15 protein-coding genes and 1 pseudogene are annotated in these 15,010 nt (G+C 62.7%); 7 read left to right on the forward strand and 9 right to left on the reverse strand.

From position 1 onward, the window contains the following. The first annotated feature begins 7 nt into the window (after positions 1 to 7). Entirely contained in the window at positions 8 to 946 is a 939-nt protein-coding gene (locus M2396_RS00350; RefSeq protein WP_101321577.1) for a LysR family transcriptional regulator, read from the forward strand. Here M2396_RS00350 and M2396_RS00355 read toward each other — a convergent pair. Further along, entirely contained in the window at positions 943 to 1,428 is a 486-nt protein-coding gene (locus M2396_RS00355; protein ID WP_371918883.1) for a GreA/GreB family elongation factor, read from the reverse strand. The two genes, M2396_RS00350 and M2396_RS00355, sit on opposite strands and share 4 nt — an antisense overlap. After that, on the reverse strand, positions 1,428 to 1,814 hold the full coding sequence (locus M2396_RS00360) for a hypothetical protein (protein WP_150570115.1): 387 nt from the start codon (positions 1,812 to 1,814) through the stop codon (positions 1,428 to 1,430). The genes M2396_RS00355 and M2396_RS00360 overlap by 1 nt, the downstream gene beginning before the upstream one ends. A gap of 130 nt (positions 1,815 to 1,944) precedes the next feature. Between M2396_RS00360 and earP the strand changes: the two genes are divergently transcribed. Continuing rightward, the gene (gene earP, locus M2396_RS00365) at positions 1,945 to 3,078 is read left to right on the forward strand and encodes an elongation factor P maturation arginine rhamnosyltransferase EarP (protein ID WP_259072308.1); all 1,134 of its coding nucleotides are present in this window, start codon (positions 1,945 to 1,947) and stop codon (positions 3,076 to 3,078) included. A 48-nt stretch (positions 3,079 to 3,126) separates the two neighbouring features. Next, the gene (gene efp / locus M2396_RS00370) at positions 3,127 to 3,696 is read left to right on the forward strand and encodes an elongation factor P (RefSeq protein ID WP_101321573.1); all 570 of its coding nucleotides are present in this window, start codon (positions 3,127 to 3,129) and stop codon (positions 3,694 to 3,696) included. A gap of 62 nt (positions 3,697 to 3,758) precedes the next feature. Here the strand turns inward: efp and M2396_RS00375 are convergent, their stop codons facing one another. The 3 genes from M2396_RS00375 to M2396_RS00385 all read right to left on the reverse strand — a co-directional run bounded on the left by M2396_RS00375 (position 3,759) and on the right by M2396_RS00385 (position 5,782). Continuing rightward, complete coding sequence (locus M2396_RS00375) at positions 3,759 to 4,187, reverse strand: organic hydroperoxide resistance protein (RefSeq protein ID WP_259072309.1); 429 nt, start codon at positions 4,185 to 4,187, stop codon at positions 3,759 to 3,761. Positions 4,188 to 4,315: 128 nt separating this feature from the next. Further along, positions 4,316 to 4,771: a MarR family winged helix-turn-helix transcriptional regulator gene (locus tag M2396_RS00380; RefSeq protein WP_259072310.1), complete on the reverse strand. Its 456-nt coding sequence runs from the start codon at positions 4,769 to 4,771 to the stop codon at positions 4,316 to 4,318. 57 nt (positions 4,772 to 4,828) lie between these two features. Next, positions 4,829 to 5,782 (reverse strand): LysR family transcriptional regulator, encoded by a 954-nt coding sequence (locus tag M2396_RS00385; RefSeq protein WP_101321568.1) that lies wholly within the window; start codon positions 5,780 to 5,782, stop codon positions 4,829 to 4,831. A gap of 112 nt (positions 5,783 to 5,894) precedes the next feature. On the opposite strand from M2396_RS00385, the gene M2396_RS00390 reads away from it, so the two are divergent. After that, positions 5,895 to 6,644, forward strand: coding sequence for a sulfite exporter TauE/SafE family protein (locus M2396_RS00390; RefSeq protein WP_259072312.1), 750 nt, complete (start codon positions 5,895 to 5,897; stop codon positions 6,642 to 6,644). Between the two features lie 44 nt (positions 6,645 to 6,688). Here M2396_RS00390 and M2396_RS00395 read toward each other — a convergent pair whose 3' ends face one another. Further along, the gene (locus M2396_RS00395; protein ID WP_101321563.1) at positions 6,689 to 8,035 is read right to left on the reverse strand and encodes a class II 3-deoxy-7-phosphoheptulonate synthase; all 1,347 of its coding nucleotides are present in this window, start codon (positions 8,033 to 8,035) and stop codon (positions 6,689 to 6,691) included. A 119-nt stretch (positions 8,036 to 8,154) separates the two neighbouring features. Here M2396_RS00395 and M2396_RS00400 point away from each other — a divergent pair, with 119 nt between their 5' ends. Together M2396_RS00400 and M2396_RS00405 are read left to right on the forward strand one after the other, a co-directional pair. Next, a complete protein-coding gene (locus M2396_RS00400; protein WP_101321561.1) occupies positions 8,155 to 8,910 on the forward strand; it encodes a spermidine synthase in 756 nt (251 codons plus the stop codon). Between the two features lie 342 nt (positions 8,911 to 9,252). Continuing rightward, a pseudogene (locus tag M2396_RS00405) lies at positions 9,253 to 10,981 on the forward strand (DEAD/DEAH box helicase). A 66-nt stretch (positions 10,982 to 11,047) separates the two neighbouring features. On the opposite strand, the gene M2396_RS00410 reads toward M2396_RS00405, so the two are convergent. Next, positions 11,048 to 11,815, reverse strand: coding sequence for a class III extradiol ring-cleavage dioxygenase (locus M2396_RS00410; protein WP_259072315.1), 768 nt, complete (start codon positions 11,813 to 11,815; stop codon positions 11,048 to 11,050). 102 nt (positions 11,816 to 11,917) lie between these two features. On the opposite strand from M2396_RS00410, the gene M2396_RS00415 reads away from it, so the two are divergent. Then, entirely contained in the window at positions 11,918 to 12,568 is a 651-nt protein-coding gene (locus M2396_RS00415) for a thiopurine S-methyltransferase (protein WP_259072318.1), read from the forward strand. Positions 12,569 to 12,625: 57 nt separating this feature from the next. On the opposite strand, the gene htpX is transcribed toward M2396_RS00415, so the two are convergent. Together htpX and M2396_RS00425 are read right to left on the reverse strand one after the other, a co-directional pair. Continuing rightward, a complete protein-coding gene (htpX, locus tag M2396_RS00420; protein ID WP_101321555.1) occupies positions 12,626 to 13,513 on the reverse strand; it encodes a protease HtpX in 888 nt (295 codons plus the stop codon). Between the two features lie 218 nt (positions 13,514 to 13,731). Then, positions 13,732 to 14,943: a pyridoxal phosphate-dependent aminotransferase gene (locus tag M2396_RS00425; RefSeq protein WP_101321553.1), complete on the reverse strand. Its 1,212-nt coding sequence runs from the start codon at positions 14,941 to 14,943 to the stop codon at positions 13,732 to 13,734. Positions 14,944 to 15,010 lie beyond the last annotated feature (67 nt).

Here is a 15,010-nt window from a genome sequence, read left to right on the forward strand (position 1 = left end):
GCTAATCATGGCCATCGAGTCATTCAGTACGCTGGAATGCTTTATCCGCAGCGCCGAGGTTGGCAGCTTCGCCGAAGCGGCTCGGCGGCTGCGCCTGACTCCGGCCGCAGTGGGCAAGAACGTTGCCCAGCTGGAGTCGCGCCTGGGTGTGCGGCTGTTTCAGCGCAGCACCCGCAAGCTGACCCTGACCGAAGCCGGCCAACGCTTTTTAAGCGAGGTCAAGGACAGCTTCGGCACTATCCAGTCGGCAATGGCCAACCTGGCCAGCGCGCAGGGGCAGCCGGCGGGGCTGTTGCGGGTGAGCATGGGCACGGTGTTCGGCCGCCTGTACGTGCTGCCGCTGCTGGGTGAGTTCTTGCAGCGCTTCCCGGCGATCACGCCGGATTGGCACTTCGACAACCGCCAGGTCGACCTGATCGGCCAGGGCTTCGATGCGGCCATCGGCGGCGGCTTCGAGCTGCCGCCGGGGGTGGTGGCGCGGCGGTTGACTCCAGCGCATCGGGTGCTGGTCGCGGCGCCTGGGTTTATTCAAGGGCGCGCCGCGATCAATCAGCCGGAAGATCTGCTCGAGTTGCCCGGCATTCTTATCCGCTCGCCGCAGACCGGCCGCGTGCGGGCCTGGCCATTGACCAGTCGCGGGCGTGAGCAACGACCGCTGCAGTTGCGTCAGGCCATGACCATGAGCGACTCCGATGCTGCCTGCGCGGTGGCCCAGCAAGGCCTGGGGATTGCCTTGGTCAGCCTGCCGTTTGCTGTGCCGTACCTGCGCGCTGGCCTGCTGCAACGGGTGCTACCGGACTGGTACGTGGACGATGGCAACATCAGCGTTTACTACGCTGGGCACAAGCTGCTGCCGGGCAAGACCCGCGCGTTCATCGACTTTGTCGTCGAGCAGTTTGCCGAGCAGGGCCTGGCCAGCGCCTTTGATGCGCTGGAGCTGCTTTAGACGACAGCAACCACGGCGGACACCTGGGCCACGCCTGCCACCACCAGGCTCACTTCATCGTCCAGCCGCTTGCCGATCAACACTTGCCCCAGTGGTGAGCGCGGGGTGATCACGGTCACCTGCTGCGGCCCGTGGCCAATCTTCAGGCCGGCGCCCTCCGGGCCAATGAACACCCGACGCTGATCGCCTTGTTCGTCTTCGAGGGTGACCAGGCTGCTGATCTGAATGCCGCGTGCGGGGTCATAGTCACGCAGCACCAACTGTTGATAGGTCAGCAGCGCCTGGCGGATCTCGGCAGCGCGACGGGCCTGGCCGGTTGCCAGGTAAGAAGCCTCGAGGCCGAGGGTGTCGTACTTGTTCTCGGCCTTGTTCTCTTCGGCGGTGGCGGCTTCATAGGCGATCTGCGCGGCCCGCCGCAGTGCCTCGACGTCGGCTTCGAGGGCAGTGACGATGGCGCTGAGGACTTCATTCTTGTTCAGCATCAGTAACAGAACTCGAGTACGTTGGCCTGGCTCTTGTCGGTCGGCGCGGTGCGATTCTGCTGCAGCCAGAACTGGCACTTGGGCTTGTTCAGGTTACGCGGGTTGCCCTGCGCGGCTGCGGCGGCCTGCTCGGCTTCCTGGTTGTGCAGAATGTCCTTGTAGCGCTCGAACATCTGCGCCTGGGCATCGCCGGCTGCGGCCGGTGCCGGCGCTACGATTGCCGGTGCCAGCACCTGAGCGACCGGCTGCACCTGTTCGGGCCACAACCGCGCCGCCAGCCACAGGCTCACGGCAATCGCGACGGCGCCAAGCCACAGGCCGAAGGCAATACACAGCACCAGTTGCACGGGCTTGAGGGTAATCTTCAGTTCACGGCGGCGGTACATGGCGGCCTCCTGGCAGGGCGGGGTGGCGAGCATTGTCGCATGGCCGCCGACAAATATTCAGCGCGGTGCTTTTGTCGGCAGGCGTTTATCCGCAAAATCGCGGGTTTTACCGCGCAGCATGGGAGCGGCGATGAAAGCCAGCTGGGATATCTTTTGCACCGTTGTGGATAACTACGGTGATATCGGCGTGACCTGGCGCCTGGCCCGGCAACTGGTGGCCGAACATGGCCTGGCTGTTCGCTTGTGGGTCGACGACCTGAACGCCTTCGTGCCGCTGTGCCCAGCCGCTGACGCCAGCGCCGAGCAGCAGTGGCACGAGGGGGTCGACGTGCGCCATTGGCCGGCGGCATGGCCGGCCACTACACCAGCCGAGGTGGTGATCGGTGCTTTTGCCTGCCAACTGCCCCCGGCCTACATCGAAGCGATGAGCGCGCAAGCGACGCCGCCGTTGTGGCTGAACCTCGAGTACCTGAGCGCCGAAGACTGGGTCGAGGGTTGCCACGGTTTGCCGTCGCCCCAGCCCAACGGCCTGCGCAAGGTGTTTTTCTTCCCGGGTTTCACCGCCAGGACCGGCGGCCTGCTGCGCGAGGCCGGTTTGCTGGCGAGCCGCGACAGCCTGCAGTCAGCGCCAAAGCAACGGGCAGAGTTTTTGGCAGGGCTGGGCGTGCAGGTCGCATCCGGCAGCCGGCTGCTGTCGCTGTTCGCTTATGAGAACCGCCAGTTGGGCAGTTGGCTGCAGGCGCTGGCGGCAGGGCCGCAAGCGACTCACTTGCTGGTGCCACAAGGGCGGATTCTGGCGGACCTGGCGGCCTGGCTCGAGGTTGCCACGCTGGCGCCGGGTGCGCTGCATCAGCGCGGCGCGCTGACTGTGCAGGTGGTGCCATTCGTCAGTCAGGGTGATTACGACAAGCTGCTGTGGGCCTGCGACTTCAATGCCGTGCGTGGTGAAGATTCGTTCGTGCGTGCGCAGTGGTCCGGTGTGCCGATGCTGTGGCATATCTACGTCCAGGACGAGAATGCCCACTGGGAAAAACTCGAAGCGTTCCTGGCGCTCTATCGCCAGGGTCTGTCAGACCCGGCCAGCGTGGCGCTGACCGCATTGTGGCGGGCATGGAACATCGACGGCGACATGGGCCAGGCCTGGCAAGCGCTGCAGCCACACTGGGACGAACTGCAAACCCATGCCCGCGAATGGGCTGTCGCGCAAGCCGCTCAGCCGGACCTCGCCACAGCGCTAGTACACTTTTGCCGAAATTCGCTATGATACGCGGCCTCGATTTTTATAAATCCATCCAGATTCGGATATTTCGCAATGAAAACTGGTAAAGAAATCAAACCCGGTACCGTTCTGCGCATCGATAACGATCCGTGGCTGGTTCAGAAAGCTGAGTTCACCAAGTCGGGCCGTAACAGCGCGATCATGAAGACCAAGCTGAAAAACCTGCTGACCGGCTACAAGACTGAAACCGTATACGGTGCAGACGACAAGCTGGACGACGTGATCCTCGATCGCAAAGAAGCGACCCTGTCGTTCATCAGCGGTGACTCGTACACCTTCATGGACACCAGCGATTACACCATGTACGAGCTGAACGCCGAAGACATCGAGGCCGTTCTGCCGTACATCGAAGAAGGCATGGAAGACGTCTGCGAAGCGGTGTTCTTCGAAGACCGTCTGGTTTCGGTTGAACTGCCGACCACCATCAGCCGTAAAGTTGTCTACACCGAGAACTCGGCGCGTGGCGACACTTCGGGCAAGGTCATGAAGCCTGCCAAGCTGTCCAACGGTACTGAAGTTCAGGTTGCTGACTTCATCGAAATCGACGAAATGATCGATATCGACACCCGTGACGGTAGCTTCAAAGGCCGTTCGAAGAAGTAATCACTTCTGCCGAACGCAAAAAAACCCGGCGCTGGCCGGGTTTTTTTATGCCTGAAGATTACTCAGACGTTCACATGCAAGCGTACATCGACGTTGCCGCGGGTGGCATTGGAGTACGGGCAGACCTGGTGTGCCTTGTCGACCAGTTCCTGCGCTGCGGCTTGTTCCAGGCCGGGCAGGCTGATCTCCAGGTCGATGTCCAGGCCAAAGCCGCCGGGAATCTGGCCGATGCCGACCTTGGCGGTAATCGAGGTGTCTGCTGGCAACGGCTGCTTGGTCTGGCCCGCGACGAACTTCAGGGCACCGATGAAGCAGGCCGAGTAGCCGGCAGCGAACAGCTGCTCGGGATTGCTGCCTTCACCGCCGGCGCCGCCGAGCTCTTTCGGCGTGCTCAATTTGACTTCGAGCTTGCCGTCGTCCGAGCGGGATTTGCCATCACGACCACCGGTAGAAGTGGCTTGGGCAATGTACAGCGGAGTGACCTTTTGCATGACTAGCCTCGCGTAATGTGCTGCGCGCCGTGGCGCTGGTTGGTGTGGGATTTAAATTAGCGCGCAATTAGTTAGTGCGCAAGATAAATAGCTGACCGTTTGTCGGAGATGCTGTCACAGCCTAGTTGCTATACGGCTTTTTGCAGGCTGGCGCGCAGGTCCAACAGCTCGGCCTGCAACTGCTGCAGCCGCTCCAGGCTGCGCCCGCTGGCCTGCAGAATGCACTGCGGCACGCGCTTGGCATCCTCATGCAGGGCATGGCCCTTGTCGGTCAGTTGCACCAGTACCACCCGTTCATCCTCGCGGCTGCGGGTGCGCTTGAGCAGGCCCTCGCTTTCCAGGCGTTTGAGCAGCGGGGTCAGCGAGCCAGGGTCGGTCAGCAGGCGATTGCTGATTTCACCTACGGTCAGGCCGTCCTCCTCCCACAACACCAGCATCGCCAGGTATTGCGGATAGGTCAGGCCCAGCGCCTGCAGCAAGGGCTTGTAAACCTTGGTCATCAGCAACGAGGTCGAGTGCAGGGCAAAACAGACCTGGTTGTTCAGCAGCAGCTCGTCGCAAGGGGCTTTAGTGTCGGCGTTCATGCAGGTCCTTGAATTCTTCAGATTTAAAATCTAGCACGCTGATAACTGGCGCGCTCACTACCAGCGTAATTCGCTGCGCAGGGCAAGATCCCACGGCGGCAACGGACTGAACCGGCTCTTGAGGAATTCGAGCAGCAAGCGACTGCGAGAGTTCGTTTCATGTTCCAGGCGTAATGCATAGATACCGCTGGTCTCGGCTGCAGGCAGGCCGTTTTGACAGAATAACGGCACCAGGTCGCCGCGCAGCAGGTGCTCGCTGATCAGCCAGGTTGGCAGGTGTGCCACGCCCAAACCGGCCAGGGCGCCGCACAGCAGTGTCTCGGCGTTGTTGGCCGACATGCGCATGCGGCTGGGCCGATACAGGCGCAGTTGGCCGTCGACGTTGAAGCGCCAGGCAAACGGTGGCGCCAGGCCGTCCCAGTCGAGGCCGTCGTGCTCTGGCAGTTCGCTGGGGCAGTTTGGCAAGCCACGGTTGGTCAGATACGCCGGGCTGGCACAGGCCACGCGGACCATATAGGCCAGTGGCGTAGCAACCAGGCGGGTGTCTGCCAAGGGGCCGGCGCGCAACACCAGATCGACCTCGCCCAGGTGGCTGCCGTGCAGGTCGACGAAGCTGTCGATCAGGCGCAGGCGCACGTCCAGCCCGGGATACGCCGCGAGAAAGTCGGCAATCGCCGGGGCCAGGTGCAGGCGGCCGAAGGCGGCCGGGGCGTCGATGCGGATCAGCCCCTCAGGGGCGTTGCTCAGCGACACCGCTTCGGCGCGGGCCAGGCGCAGCTCTTCGATGATGCGCCGCGCGCGTTCGGCAAAGGCCTTGCCGGCGGGCGTCACGCGTACGGCGTGGGTGCTGCGCATGAACAGCCGGCTGCCCACCGCTGCCTCGAGACTGTCGATGCGCCGAGCCACGGCAGATGGGGTCAGGGGATGGCGCCTGGACGCTGCGGAAAAACTGCCGGTGTCGAGCACGTCGAGGAACAGGCTCAGCTGTTCGGTAAGGGCATCGGGGTTCATTAAGACTCTGCTTGTGCGAGATACGCAAAGCCATTGTGCGCTGCTGTGCGTTTCCCTACCAGCCCGCAATGGTTAGCATGTACACATTGTGTAACAGGCAGATGAGGCCCTGATGATCGAGTGGTTGCTGTATATCGTACTGGGCGCTGCATTGGGCACGGTGGGCGGGTTGTTCGGCATCGGTGGCGGCTTGATCGCGATACCGGCGCTGGGCGTGCTGTTCGGTCTGGACCAACAACTCGCGCAAGGTACCGCGCTGGTGATGGTGGTGCCGAATGTGCTGCTGGCGCTGTGGCGCTACAACCAGCGCAACCGCATCGAACTGCGCTACGCCTTGCCGTTGTCGCTTTTCAGTCTGCTGTTCGCCTGGCTGGGCTCGATCTGGGCGGTCGGCATCAATGCCCATTCGATGCGCCTGGGCTTTGTCGGCTTTTTGCTGGCGTTGGTGGTGTGGAACCTGGCGCGGATGTTCATGCGCACCGCACCGGCCAGCAGCCAGTTGCGTTACCCGTGGCCGTGGCTGGGTGTGCTCGGCTGTTTTGCCGGGACCATGGGCGGGCTGTTTGGGGTTGGCGGCGCGGTGGTTGCCACACCGGTACTGACCAGTGTGTTCGGCACCACTCAGGTAGTCGCCCAGGGCCTGTCGCTGGCATTGGCGGCACCGAGCACCTCGGTGACTTTGCTCACCTACGGCCTGCACCACAGTGTTGACTGGCAGATGGGCGCTGCCCTGGCCGTGGGCGGGCTGCTCAGCATCAGTTGGGGCGTGAAGCTCGCGCACGCCTTGCCCGAGCGCGTGCTGCGCATGATGTTCTGTGGCTTTTTGGTGGTGTGCGCCGTGCTGCTGGCTTACGAGCTGTAAGCCGGTCGCGCAGTCACTGGCTGGCAGTGACTGCGCGGAGCAGGTCAGCGACGGACCTGTTTGAGGGTTTCGGCGATGAGGAATGCCAACTCCAGCGACTGGTCGGCATTCAGCCGCGGGTCGCAGTGGGTGTGGTAGCGATCGGACAAGCCGTCTTCGGTGATCGGTCGCGCACCGCCAATGCACTCGGTGACGTTCTGCCCGGTCATCTCGATGTGAATGCCGCCAGCGTACGAGCCTTCGGCCTGATGAACCTGGAAGAAGTGCTTCACCTCATCGAGGATCTGCGCAAAGTCGCGGGTCTTGTAGCCGCTGCTGGCCTTGATCGTGTTGGCGTGCATCGGGTCGCAGCTCCACAGCACCTGGCGGCCTTCGCGCTCTACCGTACGGATCAGCCCCGGCAGGTGTGTGCCGACCTTGCCTGCGCCCATGCGCACGATCAGGTTCAGACGGCCTGGATCGTTGCTCGGGTTGAGCACATCGATCAGCCGAATCAACTCCTCAGGGTCCATGCTCGGGCCAACCTTGACCCCGATCGGGTTGTGCACACCGCGCAGAAACTCGACATGCGCGCCATCGAGCTGGCGGGTGCGGTCGCCGATCCACAGCATGTGCGCTGAGCAGTCATAGAAATCGCCGGTCAGGCTGTCGCTGCGTACAAACGCCTGTTCGTAGTTCAGCAGCAGCGCTTCGTGGGCGGTGAAGAAACTGGTTTCGCGCAGCTGCGGCGCGCTGTCCAGGCCACAGGCGCGCATGAACGCCAGGGTCTCGTCGATGCGGTCGGCGAGCTGGTGGTACTTGTCGGCAAGGGCTGAGTTGGCGATGAAGTCGAGGTTCCACTTGTGCACCTGATGCAGGTCGGCAAAACCGCCCTGGGCGAACGCGCGCAACAGGTTGAGGCTGGCGGTGGACTGGTGATACGCCTGCAGCAAGCGCTCGGGGTCGGGGATGCGGCTGGGTGCGTCGAAGCCAATGCCGTTGACGATGTCGCCGCGATACGCTGGCAAGGTCACCTGGCCGATGGTCTCGTCACCGGCCGAACGCGGCTTGGCGAACTGCCCGGCCATGCGCCCGACCTTGACCACCGGGCAACCGGCCGCAAAGGTCATGACGATGGCCATCTGCAGCAGCACCTTGAAGGTGTCGCGGATCTTCGCGGCGGAAAACTCGGCAAAGCTCTCGGCGCAATCGCCGCCCTGCAGCAGAAACGCCCGGCCCTGGGTGACCTCGGCGAATTGCCGGCGCAGCTCGCGCGCTTCACCGGCAAACACCAGCGGCGGATAGCTGGCGAGGGTCTGCTCGACCTTGGCCAGGTGCGCGGCATCGGGGTAGCTCGGCTGCTGCTGGATGGGCAGGGCACGCCAGCTTTCAGGGCTCCAGGGTTGGTTCATCACGGGCTCGTTATGGCTGTTATGGGCAATGGCTCATGGTATCAGGTGGCGGCGTGCTTGTTGCACCGCAGGCATTGACGGACAATGGCGCTTTTGTGCGCGGTGCAGCGGGAGTGGTAATGACTAACGAGCGGGAAGAGCGGCTGCTGGCTCGGGTCGAGGATGCCTATGGCATCGTCAGCGTTTACGAGGTCGAGGATTATCGTTTTCTCGAATTCGGTGAGGCCATCGAGCAAAGCTGCGTGTTTACCGCTGACCCTAGCTGGCTTGAATACGACTACACCCGGGCGATGCTGATCGGCGCGCTGTGCCATGAGCTGCCCGAGAGCGCGCTGTTTCTCGGCCTGGGTGCGGGTACGCTGACCCAGGCGTGCCTGAAGTTCCTGCCGTTGGATGACGTCGAAGCCATCGAGCTGCGCCCGGATGTACCGCGGCTGGCCATGGAATACCTCGGTCTGGACGATGACCCGCGGCTGTATGTGCGCATTGGTGATGCGGTCGAGTTGCTGCCGACGGCCGAGAAGGCTGACCTGATCTTTGTCGACCTGTATACCGACCATGGGCCGGGAGTGGCGCATCTGGCCTGGAATTTCCTCGAGCAGTGTCAGCAGCAGCTAAACCCAGGCGGTTGGCTGGTGATCAACCAGTGGGCCGGCGATGACGGCAAGCCGCTGGGTGCGGCGCTGCTGCGTGGGCTCTACCACCGGCATTATTGGGAGTTGCCGGTGAAGGAGGGCAATGTCGTGGTGCTGGTGCCAGCCGAATTCGATCAGGAATTGCAGATCGACGAGTTGCGCGCGCGGGCCGAGGCGCTGGCGCCGCAGTTGGGGTATAGCCTTGAGTACCTGATCAAGGCGATCCGCCCGGCGACCTGAGGCCTTTGGGGCGCATGCCCCCGAGTTGCCTGCACACTACAATTCTTCATCCTGCCACCCGCAAAAGCCGAACCGATTCAGCCATAATCCCTGGCCAGCTACCCACCCCACCACGGTCGAGAAAAAAATTTCACCGTAATCAAGGATTTCGGGTATAGTACGCGCCGGTCTTTTAGCGGGCCGCAAAATCAGGTGGTGCAAATCCTCCGAGTCCAGCTTCGGCTGCACGTCCGCTAGTCGGACCTTCTCAAGTATTTCTTTTTCAATCGTTTTCGCAAATCCCCGCCGCCAAAACTGCCTGGGTGACCTTTGGGTCTTTCAAGGCATGTGCAGTTTTGGAGCATGGGTCTTTGCGGATGCACATAGAGGCAGACCCATGACCCAGGAAACCGGCGGATTCGCCGCTCTCGGACTTAACCCGAACATTGTTGCTGCTGTAATGGCCACCGGCTACGAAGAGCCGTCCGCCATTCAGCATCAGTCGATCCCGATCATCCTCGACGGTCATGACATGATCGGCCAGGCGCAGACCGGCACCGGTAAAACCGCTGCCTTCGCTCTGCCGATCCTGAATCGCATCGATGTGAGCAAGCGCGAACCGCAAGCCCTGATCCTGGCGCCAACCCGTGAGTTGGCGCTGCAAGTTGCTACCGCATTCGAAACCTACGCCAAACAAACGCCGGGTATCAATGTAGTCGCTGTGTACGGTGGCGCCCCGATGGGCCCACAGCTGCGTGCCATTCGCAATGGTGCTCAGATCGTCGTAGCGACCCCAGGCCGTCTGTGCGACCACCTGCGTCGCGACGAGAAAGTCCTGTCGACTGTTCAGCACCTGGTGCTGGACGAAGCCGACGAGATGCTCAAGCTGGGCTTCATGGACGACCTCGAAGTCATCTTCGAGGCCCTGCCGCCGACTCGCCAGACCGTGCTGTTCTCTGCGACCCTGCCGTCGTCGATCCGCAGCATCGCCGAGCGTCATCTGCGCGAGCCGAAACACGTCAAGATCCAGAGCAAGACTCAGACCGTCACCGCGATCGATCAGGCTCACCTGATGGTTCACGCTGACCAGAAGATCGCTGCCGTACTGCGTCTGCTGGAAGTCGAAGAGTTCGATGCCCTGATCGCCTTCGTGCGTACCAAGCAAGCCACCCTGGATCTCGCTGCCGCCCTTGAAGCCAAAGGCTACAAGGCTGCCGCGCTGAACGGCGACATCGCCCAGAACCAGCGTGAGCGCGTCATCGAATCGCTCAAGGATGGCCGCCTGGACATCGTCGTCGCTACCGACGTCGCTGCCCGTGGTCTGGACGTACCGCGCATCACCCACGTGTTCAACGTGGACATGCCGTACGACCCAGAGTCCTACGTTCACCGTATCGGCCGTACTGGCCGTGCCGGTCGCGAAGGCCGTGCACTGCTGCTGGTGACTCCACGTGAGCGCCGCATGCTGCAGGTTATCGAGCGTGTGACCGGTCAGAAAGTTGCTGAAGCCCGTCTGCCTGGCCCACAAGCTGTGCTCGATGCGCGCATCAAGAAGCTGACCGCAAGCCTGGCGCCACTGGTAGCCGAAGCAGAAACCACCCACGGCGACCTGTTCGACCGCCTGACCGCTTCGCTGGAATGCACCCCGCGTGCCCTGGCTTCGGCCCTGCTGAGCAAAGCCACCAACGGTCAGCCGCTGGACCTGGCTTCGGTTGAGCGCGAGCAGCCGCTGGTACCCACCGGTGCCCCGCGTGGCGAGCGTACCGAGCGTAGCGACCGCCCTGATCGTGGCGAGCGCAGCAGCAGCGACCGTGGCGACCGTGAGCGCCGTGCGCCAATGCCACTGGCCGAAGGCCGTGTGCGTTGCCGTACCGCTCTGGGTGCTCGTGACGGCATCGCCGCCAAGAACCTGCTCGGCGCGATCCTCAACGAAGGCGGCCTGGCCCGCGATGCTATCGGCCGTATCCAGGTACGCGACAGCTTCAGCCTGGTCGAGCTGCCGGAAGATGGTCTGGAGCGTCTGCTGACCAAGCTCAAGGACACCCGCGTAGCCGGTAAGCAGCTCAAGCTGCGCCGCTATCGCGAGGATTGATCCTGGCGCACTAAAAAAAATCCCCGATTGATTCGGGGATTTTTTTTGCCTGAAAAACGCCCAGGCTCAATCGAAGCGATAGATGTCCATGCCCAGCGCGCCGAGGGTGAAGCCTTGATGGACCACGCCAAGGCGCGCCCCTGAACCCATTGCGAAAAACAACGGCAGCAGGTGCTCATCGCTCGGGTGGTTGCGTACCGCGTGCGGTGCCTGGCGCCGGTAGTCAAGCAGGGCAGGGCGGTCATCCGCCTCCAGCCTGGCCACGATCCAGTCGCGAAACGCCAGCGCCCAGGGCTCTACAGCATCTGGCCCAGCGTGCCAGTCCAGCTCGCCGAGGTTATGGGTGATGCTGCCTGAGCCGATCAGCAGGATGCCGTCTGCGCGCAACGCGGCCAGTGCCTGGCCGACGCGCAGTTGCAGCTCAGGCCCGGCGTGGCTGGGCAGCGACACCTGTACTACGGGAATATCGGCCTCGCGGTACATCAGCGACAGCGGTACCCAGGCGCCATGGTCGAACGGACGCTGGTCATCAAGCCGCGCTGGCAGGCCGGCAGCGCTCAGTTGCTGGCTGATCTGACTGGCCAGCTCGGGCGCACCCGGTGCCGGGTATTCAACGGCATACAGCGCTGGCGGGAAGCCACCGAAGTCGTGCCAGGTCGCTGGCTGCGGGTTGCTCATGACCAGCAGCTCGCGGCTCTCCCAATGGGCCGAGACCAGTACGATGGCTTTAGGTCGCGGCAGCTCGCGGGCCAGCCTGGCCAGGGCCGGCCCGCTGGCCCCAGGTTGCAGGGCCAGCATTGGAGAGCCGTGGGAAATAAACAGGCTGGGCAACATGGCGGTGGTCCTGAAGGCTAAGATGAGGCCATCTTCGAGCAGATTCAGATCGACTTCCAATATAAGTTTTTGCAGTGACTGATCGAAAAACCAGGAGGAAGCATGCAGGCTGCGTTTTGGCACAAGAAGTGGGCAGACAACCAGATCGGTTTTCACCAGAGCCAGGTAAATCCCTATTTGCAGGCGCATTGGCCGGCCCTGCAACTGGCGCCTGGTAGCCGGGTGCTGGTGCCGCTGTGTGGCAAGAGCCTGGATCTGCTCTGGCTCGCCGGGCAGGGCCATCAGGTGCGTGGAGTAGAGCTGTCCGCTCAGGCAATCGAGGCGTTTTTTGCCTGCAACGGGCTGCAGCCAGAGGTGTCCCGTCAGGGCCAGTTCGAGGTCTGGCGCAGCGGGGAAATCGAGCTTTGGTGTGGCGATATCTTCGACTTGCAGGCGGCTGACCTGGCCGAGTGCGCCGGGCTGTATGACCGTGCGGCGCTGATTGCCTTGCCGCAGGAAATGCGTAGCGGCTATCTGCAGTTGCTTGGCAAAGGCTTGCCGGCTGGCGCCAAAGGCCTGCTGGTGACCCTTGAGTACGATCAGGCACGTATCGACGGTCCGCCGTTTTCGGTGGCTGAGCGTGAAGTGCGGGAAGGCTATGCAGGTTGGCAGGTTGATGCGCTGGGGACTCAGCAGATCATTGCCGAAAGCCCTAAGTACAGTCAGGCCGGCGTGAGCAGCTTGTTGGAGCGGGTGTATCACTTGCACCGCTGAAGCGGTCCGAGATGTAACGTGCCAGGCCGCTGCATTAGGCAGCGGCCCGGCGGGTTATCAACCGCGTTGGCGCAGCGCTTCGATACGCTCTTCCAGCGGCGGGTGGCTCATCAGCAGACCAGCCAGGCCCTGCTTGAGGCCGCCGTTGATGCCGAAGGCCTTCAGCGTGTCGGGCATATGCACCGGCATGCCTTGCTCGACGCGCAGGCGCTGCAGGGCAGCGATCATGGCGCCGGTGCCGGCCAGGCGAGCGCCGGCTTCGTCGGCGCGGTACTCGCGGCGCCGCGAGAACCACATGACGATCATGCTCGCCAGAATGCCCAGGATCAGCTCGGCAACGATGGTCGCGACGTAGTAGGCGATACCGCGGCCTTCTTCGTTCTTGAAGATCACCTTGTCGACAAAGTTGCCGATGATCCGCGCAAAGAACATGACGAAGGTGTTTACCACGCCCTGCACCAGCGCCAGGGTGACCATGTCACCGTTGGCGACGTGGCCGATTTCGTGGGCCAGCACCGCGCGGACTTCATCGGGCGAGAAGCGCTCGAGCAAGCCTTGCGACACGGCGACCAAGGCGTCGTTGCGGTTCCAGCCGGTGGCAAAGGCATTGGCCTCGTAAGCCGGGAAGATACCCACCTCGGGCATCTTGATGCCGGCTTCGCGAGATAGCTCTTCGACCGTCTGCAACAGCCATTGCTCATGGCGGGTGCGGGGCTGGGTGATGATCTGCGTGCCGGTGCTCATCTTCGCCATCCACTTGGAGATGAACAGCGAGATCAGCGAGCCGGCGAAGCCGAACACGGCGCAGAAGACCAGCAACTGGCCGAGGTCGAGGTCAACCCCATTGGCGGCCATGAACCCATTGAAGCCGAACAGGCTCAGGGTAATGCTTGCAACCAGCACCACCGCGAGGTTGGTGGCTACAAACAACAGAATGCGCATCATGGTTGTTACGTTCTCCTGACGGATGAAAATTTTGCTGACTGCGGGGTATATAAGGGGGCTGTCGCGCCGATTCAACCGGGCGACTATTTCAAACTGTGTAGCGCGGAGTATGGCAGAGGAATTTCGCCCAGCTGTAGGCGAGAGCGTTGCAGGATGTAAGGGGAATTCCGCACCCGTAGACGGGACCGCAGCGCGGCCCCGTCATGCTCAAGGCTGGATCACTGCTGGTAGGTGCGCAGGAAGTTGCCGATGCGGCCGATGGCCTGCTCCAGGTCATCCACGCGCGGCAGCGTAACCACCCGGAAGTGGTCCGGCCACGGCCAGTTGAACGCAGTGCCCTGGACGATCAGCAGCTTCTCGGAGAGCAGCAGGTCGAGGGCAAACTTCTCGTCGTTGAGGATCGGGCAGACCTTCGGGTCGATCCGCGGGAACGCATACAGCGCGCCCATCGGCTTGACGCAGCTGACACCCGGGATGTCGTTGAGCAGCTCGTAGGTTCGGTTGCGCTGCTCGAGCAGGCGGCCTGGCGGCAGGATCAGGTCATTGATGCTCTGGTAACCACCCAGGGCGGTCTGGATCGCATGCTGGGCCGGCACGTTGGCGCACAGGCGCATGTTGGCCAGCATGTCGATGCCTTCGATGTAGCTCTGGGCGTTGTGCTTGGGCCCGGAGATGATCAGCCAGCCGGAGCGGAAGCCCGCCACCCGGTACGACTTGGACAGGCCGTTGAAAGTCAGGCAGAGCAGGTCCGGGGCGAGCGCGGCGGTGCTGATGTGCACGGCTTCGTCGTAGAGGATCTTGTCGTAGATCTCGTCGGAGAACACCACCAGGTTGTGCTGGCGAGCCAGTTCGAGCATGCCCAGCAGCATCTCTTTGGAGTACACCGCGCCGGTAGGGTTGTTCGGGTTGATGATCACCAGCGCCTTGGTATTGGGGGTGATCTTGGCCTTGATGTCGGCCAGGTCCGGGAACCAGTCGGCCTGCTCGTCGCACAGGTAATGCACCGGGTTGCCGCCGGCCAGGCTTACTGCGGCGGTCCACAGCGGGTAGTCCGGTGCCGGAATGAGCACTTCGTCGCCATTGTTGAGCAACGCCTGCATCGACATCACGATCAGCTCGGAGACGCCGTTGCCAAGGTAGATGTCCTCGATGGTGACGCCTTCGATCTCTTTTTGCTGGCAGTACTGCATGACTGCCTTGCGCGCGCTGAACAGGCCTTTGGAGTCGCTGTAGCCCTGGGCGGTCGGCAGATTGCGGATCACGTCCTGGAGGATTTCATCCGGCGCCTCGAAGCCAAACGGCGCCGGGTTGCCGATGTTCAGCTTGAGGATGCGGTGGCCTTCCTCTTCCAGGCGTTTGGCGTGCTTGAGCACAGGGCCGCGAATGTCGTAGCAGACATTGGCCAGCTTGTTCGATTTGCTGAACTGCATGATGTGATCCCGATTGAGAAGTCGCGGACGCGTCGCCGTCGAAAGGTTTGTAAGGGCGCGGCGCGGG

It is taken from the genome of Pseudomonas sp. BIGb0278 (assembly GCF_024809895.1).
Classification (GTDB): Bacteria; Pseudomonadota; Gammaproteobacteria; order Pseudomonadales; family Pseudomonadaceae; genus Aquipseudomonas; species Aquipseudomonas shirazensis.

Coding starts and splice junctions, on each gene's coding strand:
- M2396_RS00350 (WP_101321577.1), top strand. CDS start 8: ATGGCCATCGAGTCATTCAGTACGCTGGAATGCTTTATCCGCAGCGCC.
- earP (WP_259072308.1), top strand. CDS start 1,945: ATGAAAGCCAGCTGGGATATCTTTTGCACCGTTGTGGATAACTACGGT.
- M2396_RS00390 (WP_259072312.1), top strand. CDS start 5,895: ATGATCGAGTGGTTGCTGTATATCGTACTGGGCGCTGCATTGGGCACG.
- M2396_RS00375 (WP_259072309.1), bottom strand. CDS start 4,187: ATGCAAAAGGTCACTCCGCTGTACATTGCCCAAGCCACTTCTACCGGT.
- M2396_RS00385 (WP_101321568.1), bottom strand. CDS start 5,782: ATGAACCCCGATGCCCTTACCGAACAGCTGAGCCTGTTCCTCGACGTG.
- M2396_RS00355 (WP_371918883.1), bottom strand. CDS start 1,428: ATGCTGAACAAGAATGAAGTCCTCAGCGCCATCGTCACTGCCCTCGAA.
- M2396_RS00410 (WP_259072315.1), bottom strand. CDS start 11,815: ATGTTGCCCAGCCTGTTTATTTCCCACGGCTCTCCAATGCTGGCCCTG.
- M2396_RS00380 (WP_259072310.1), bottom strand. CDS start 4,771: ATGAACGCCGACACTAAAGCCCCTTGCGACGAGCTGCTGCTGAACAAC.
- M2396_RS00400 (WP_101321561.1), top strand. CDS start 8,155: ATGACTAACGAGCGGGAAGAGCGGCTGCTGGCTCGGGTCGAGGATGCC.
- M2396_RS00395 (WP_101321563.1), bottom strand. CDS start 8,035: ATGAACCAACCCTGGAGCCCTGAAAGCTGGCGTGCCCTGCCCATCCAG.
- efp (WP_101321573.1), top strand. CDS start 3,127: ATGAAAACTGGTAAAGAAATCAAACCCGGTACCGTTCTGCGCATCGAT.
- M2396_RS00360 (WP_150570115.1), bottom strand. CDS start 1,814: ATGTACCGCCGCCGTGAACTGAAGATTACCCTCAAGCCCGTGCAACTG.
- M2396_RS00415 (WP_259072318.1), top strand. CDS start 11,918: ATGCAGGCTGCGTTTTGGCACAAGAAGTGGGCAGACAACCAGATCGGT.
- htpX (WP_101321555.1), bottom strand. CDS start 13,513: ATGATGCGCATTCTGTTGTTTGTAGCCACCAACCTCGCGGTGGTGCTG.
- M2396_RS00425 (WP_101321553.1), bottom strand. CDS start 14,943: ATGCAGTTCAGCAAATCGAACAAGCTGGCCAATGTCTGCTACGACATT.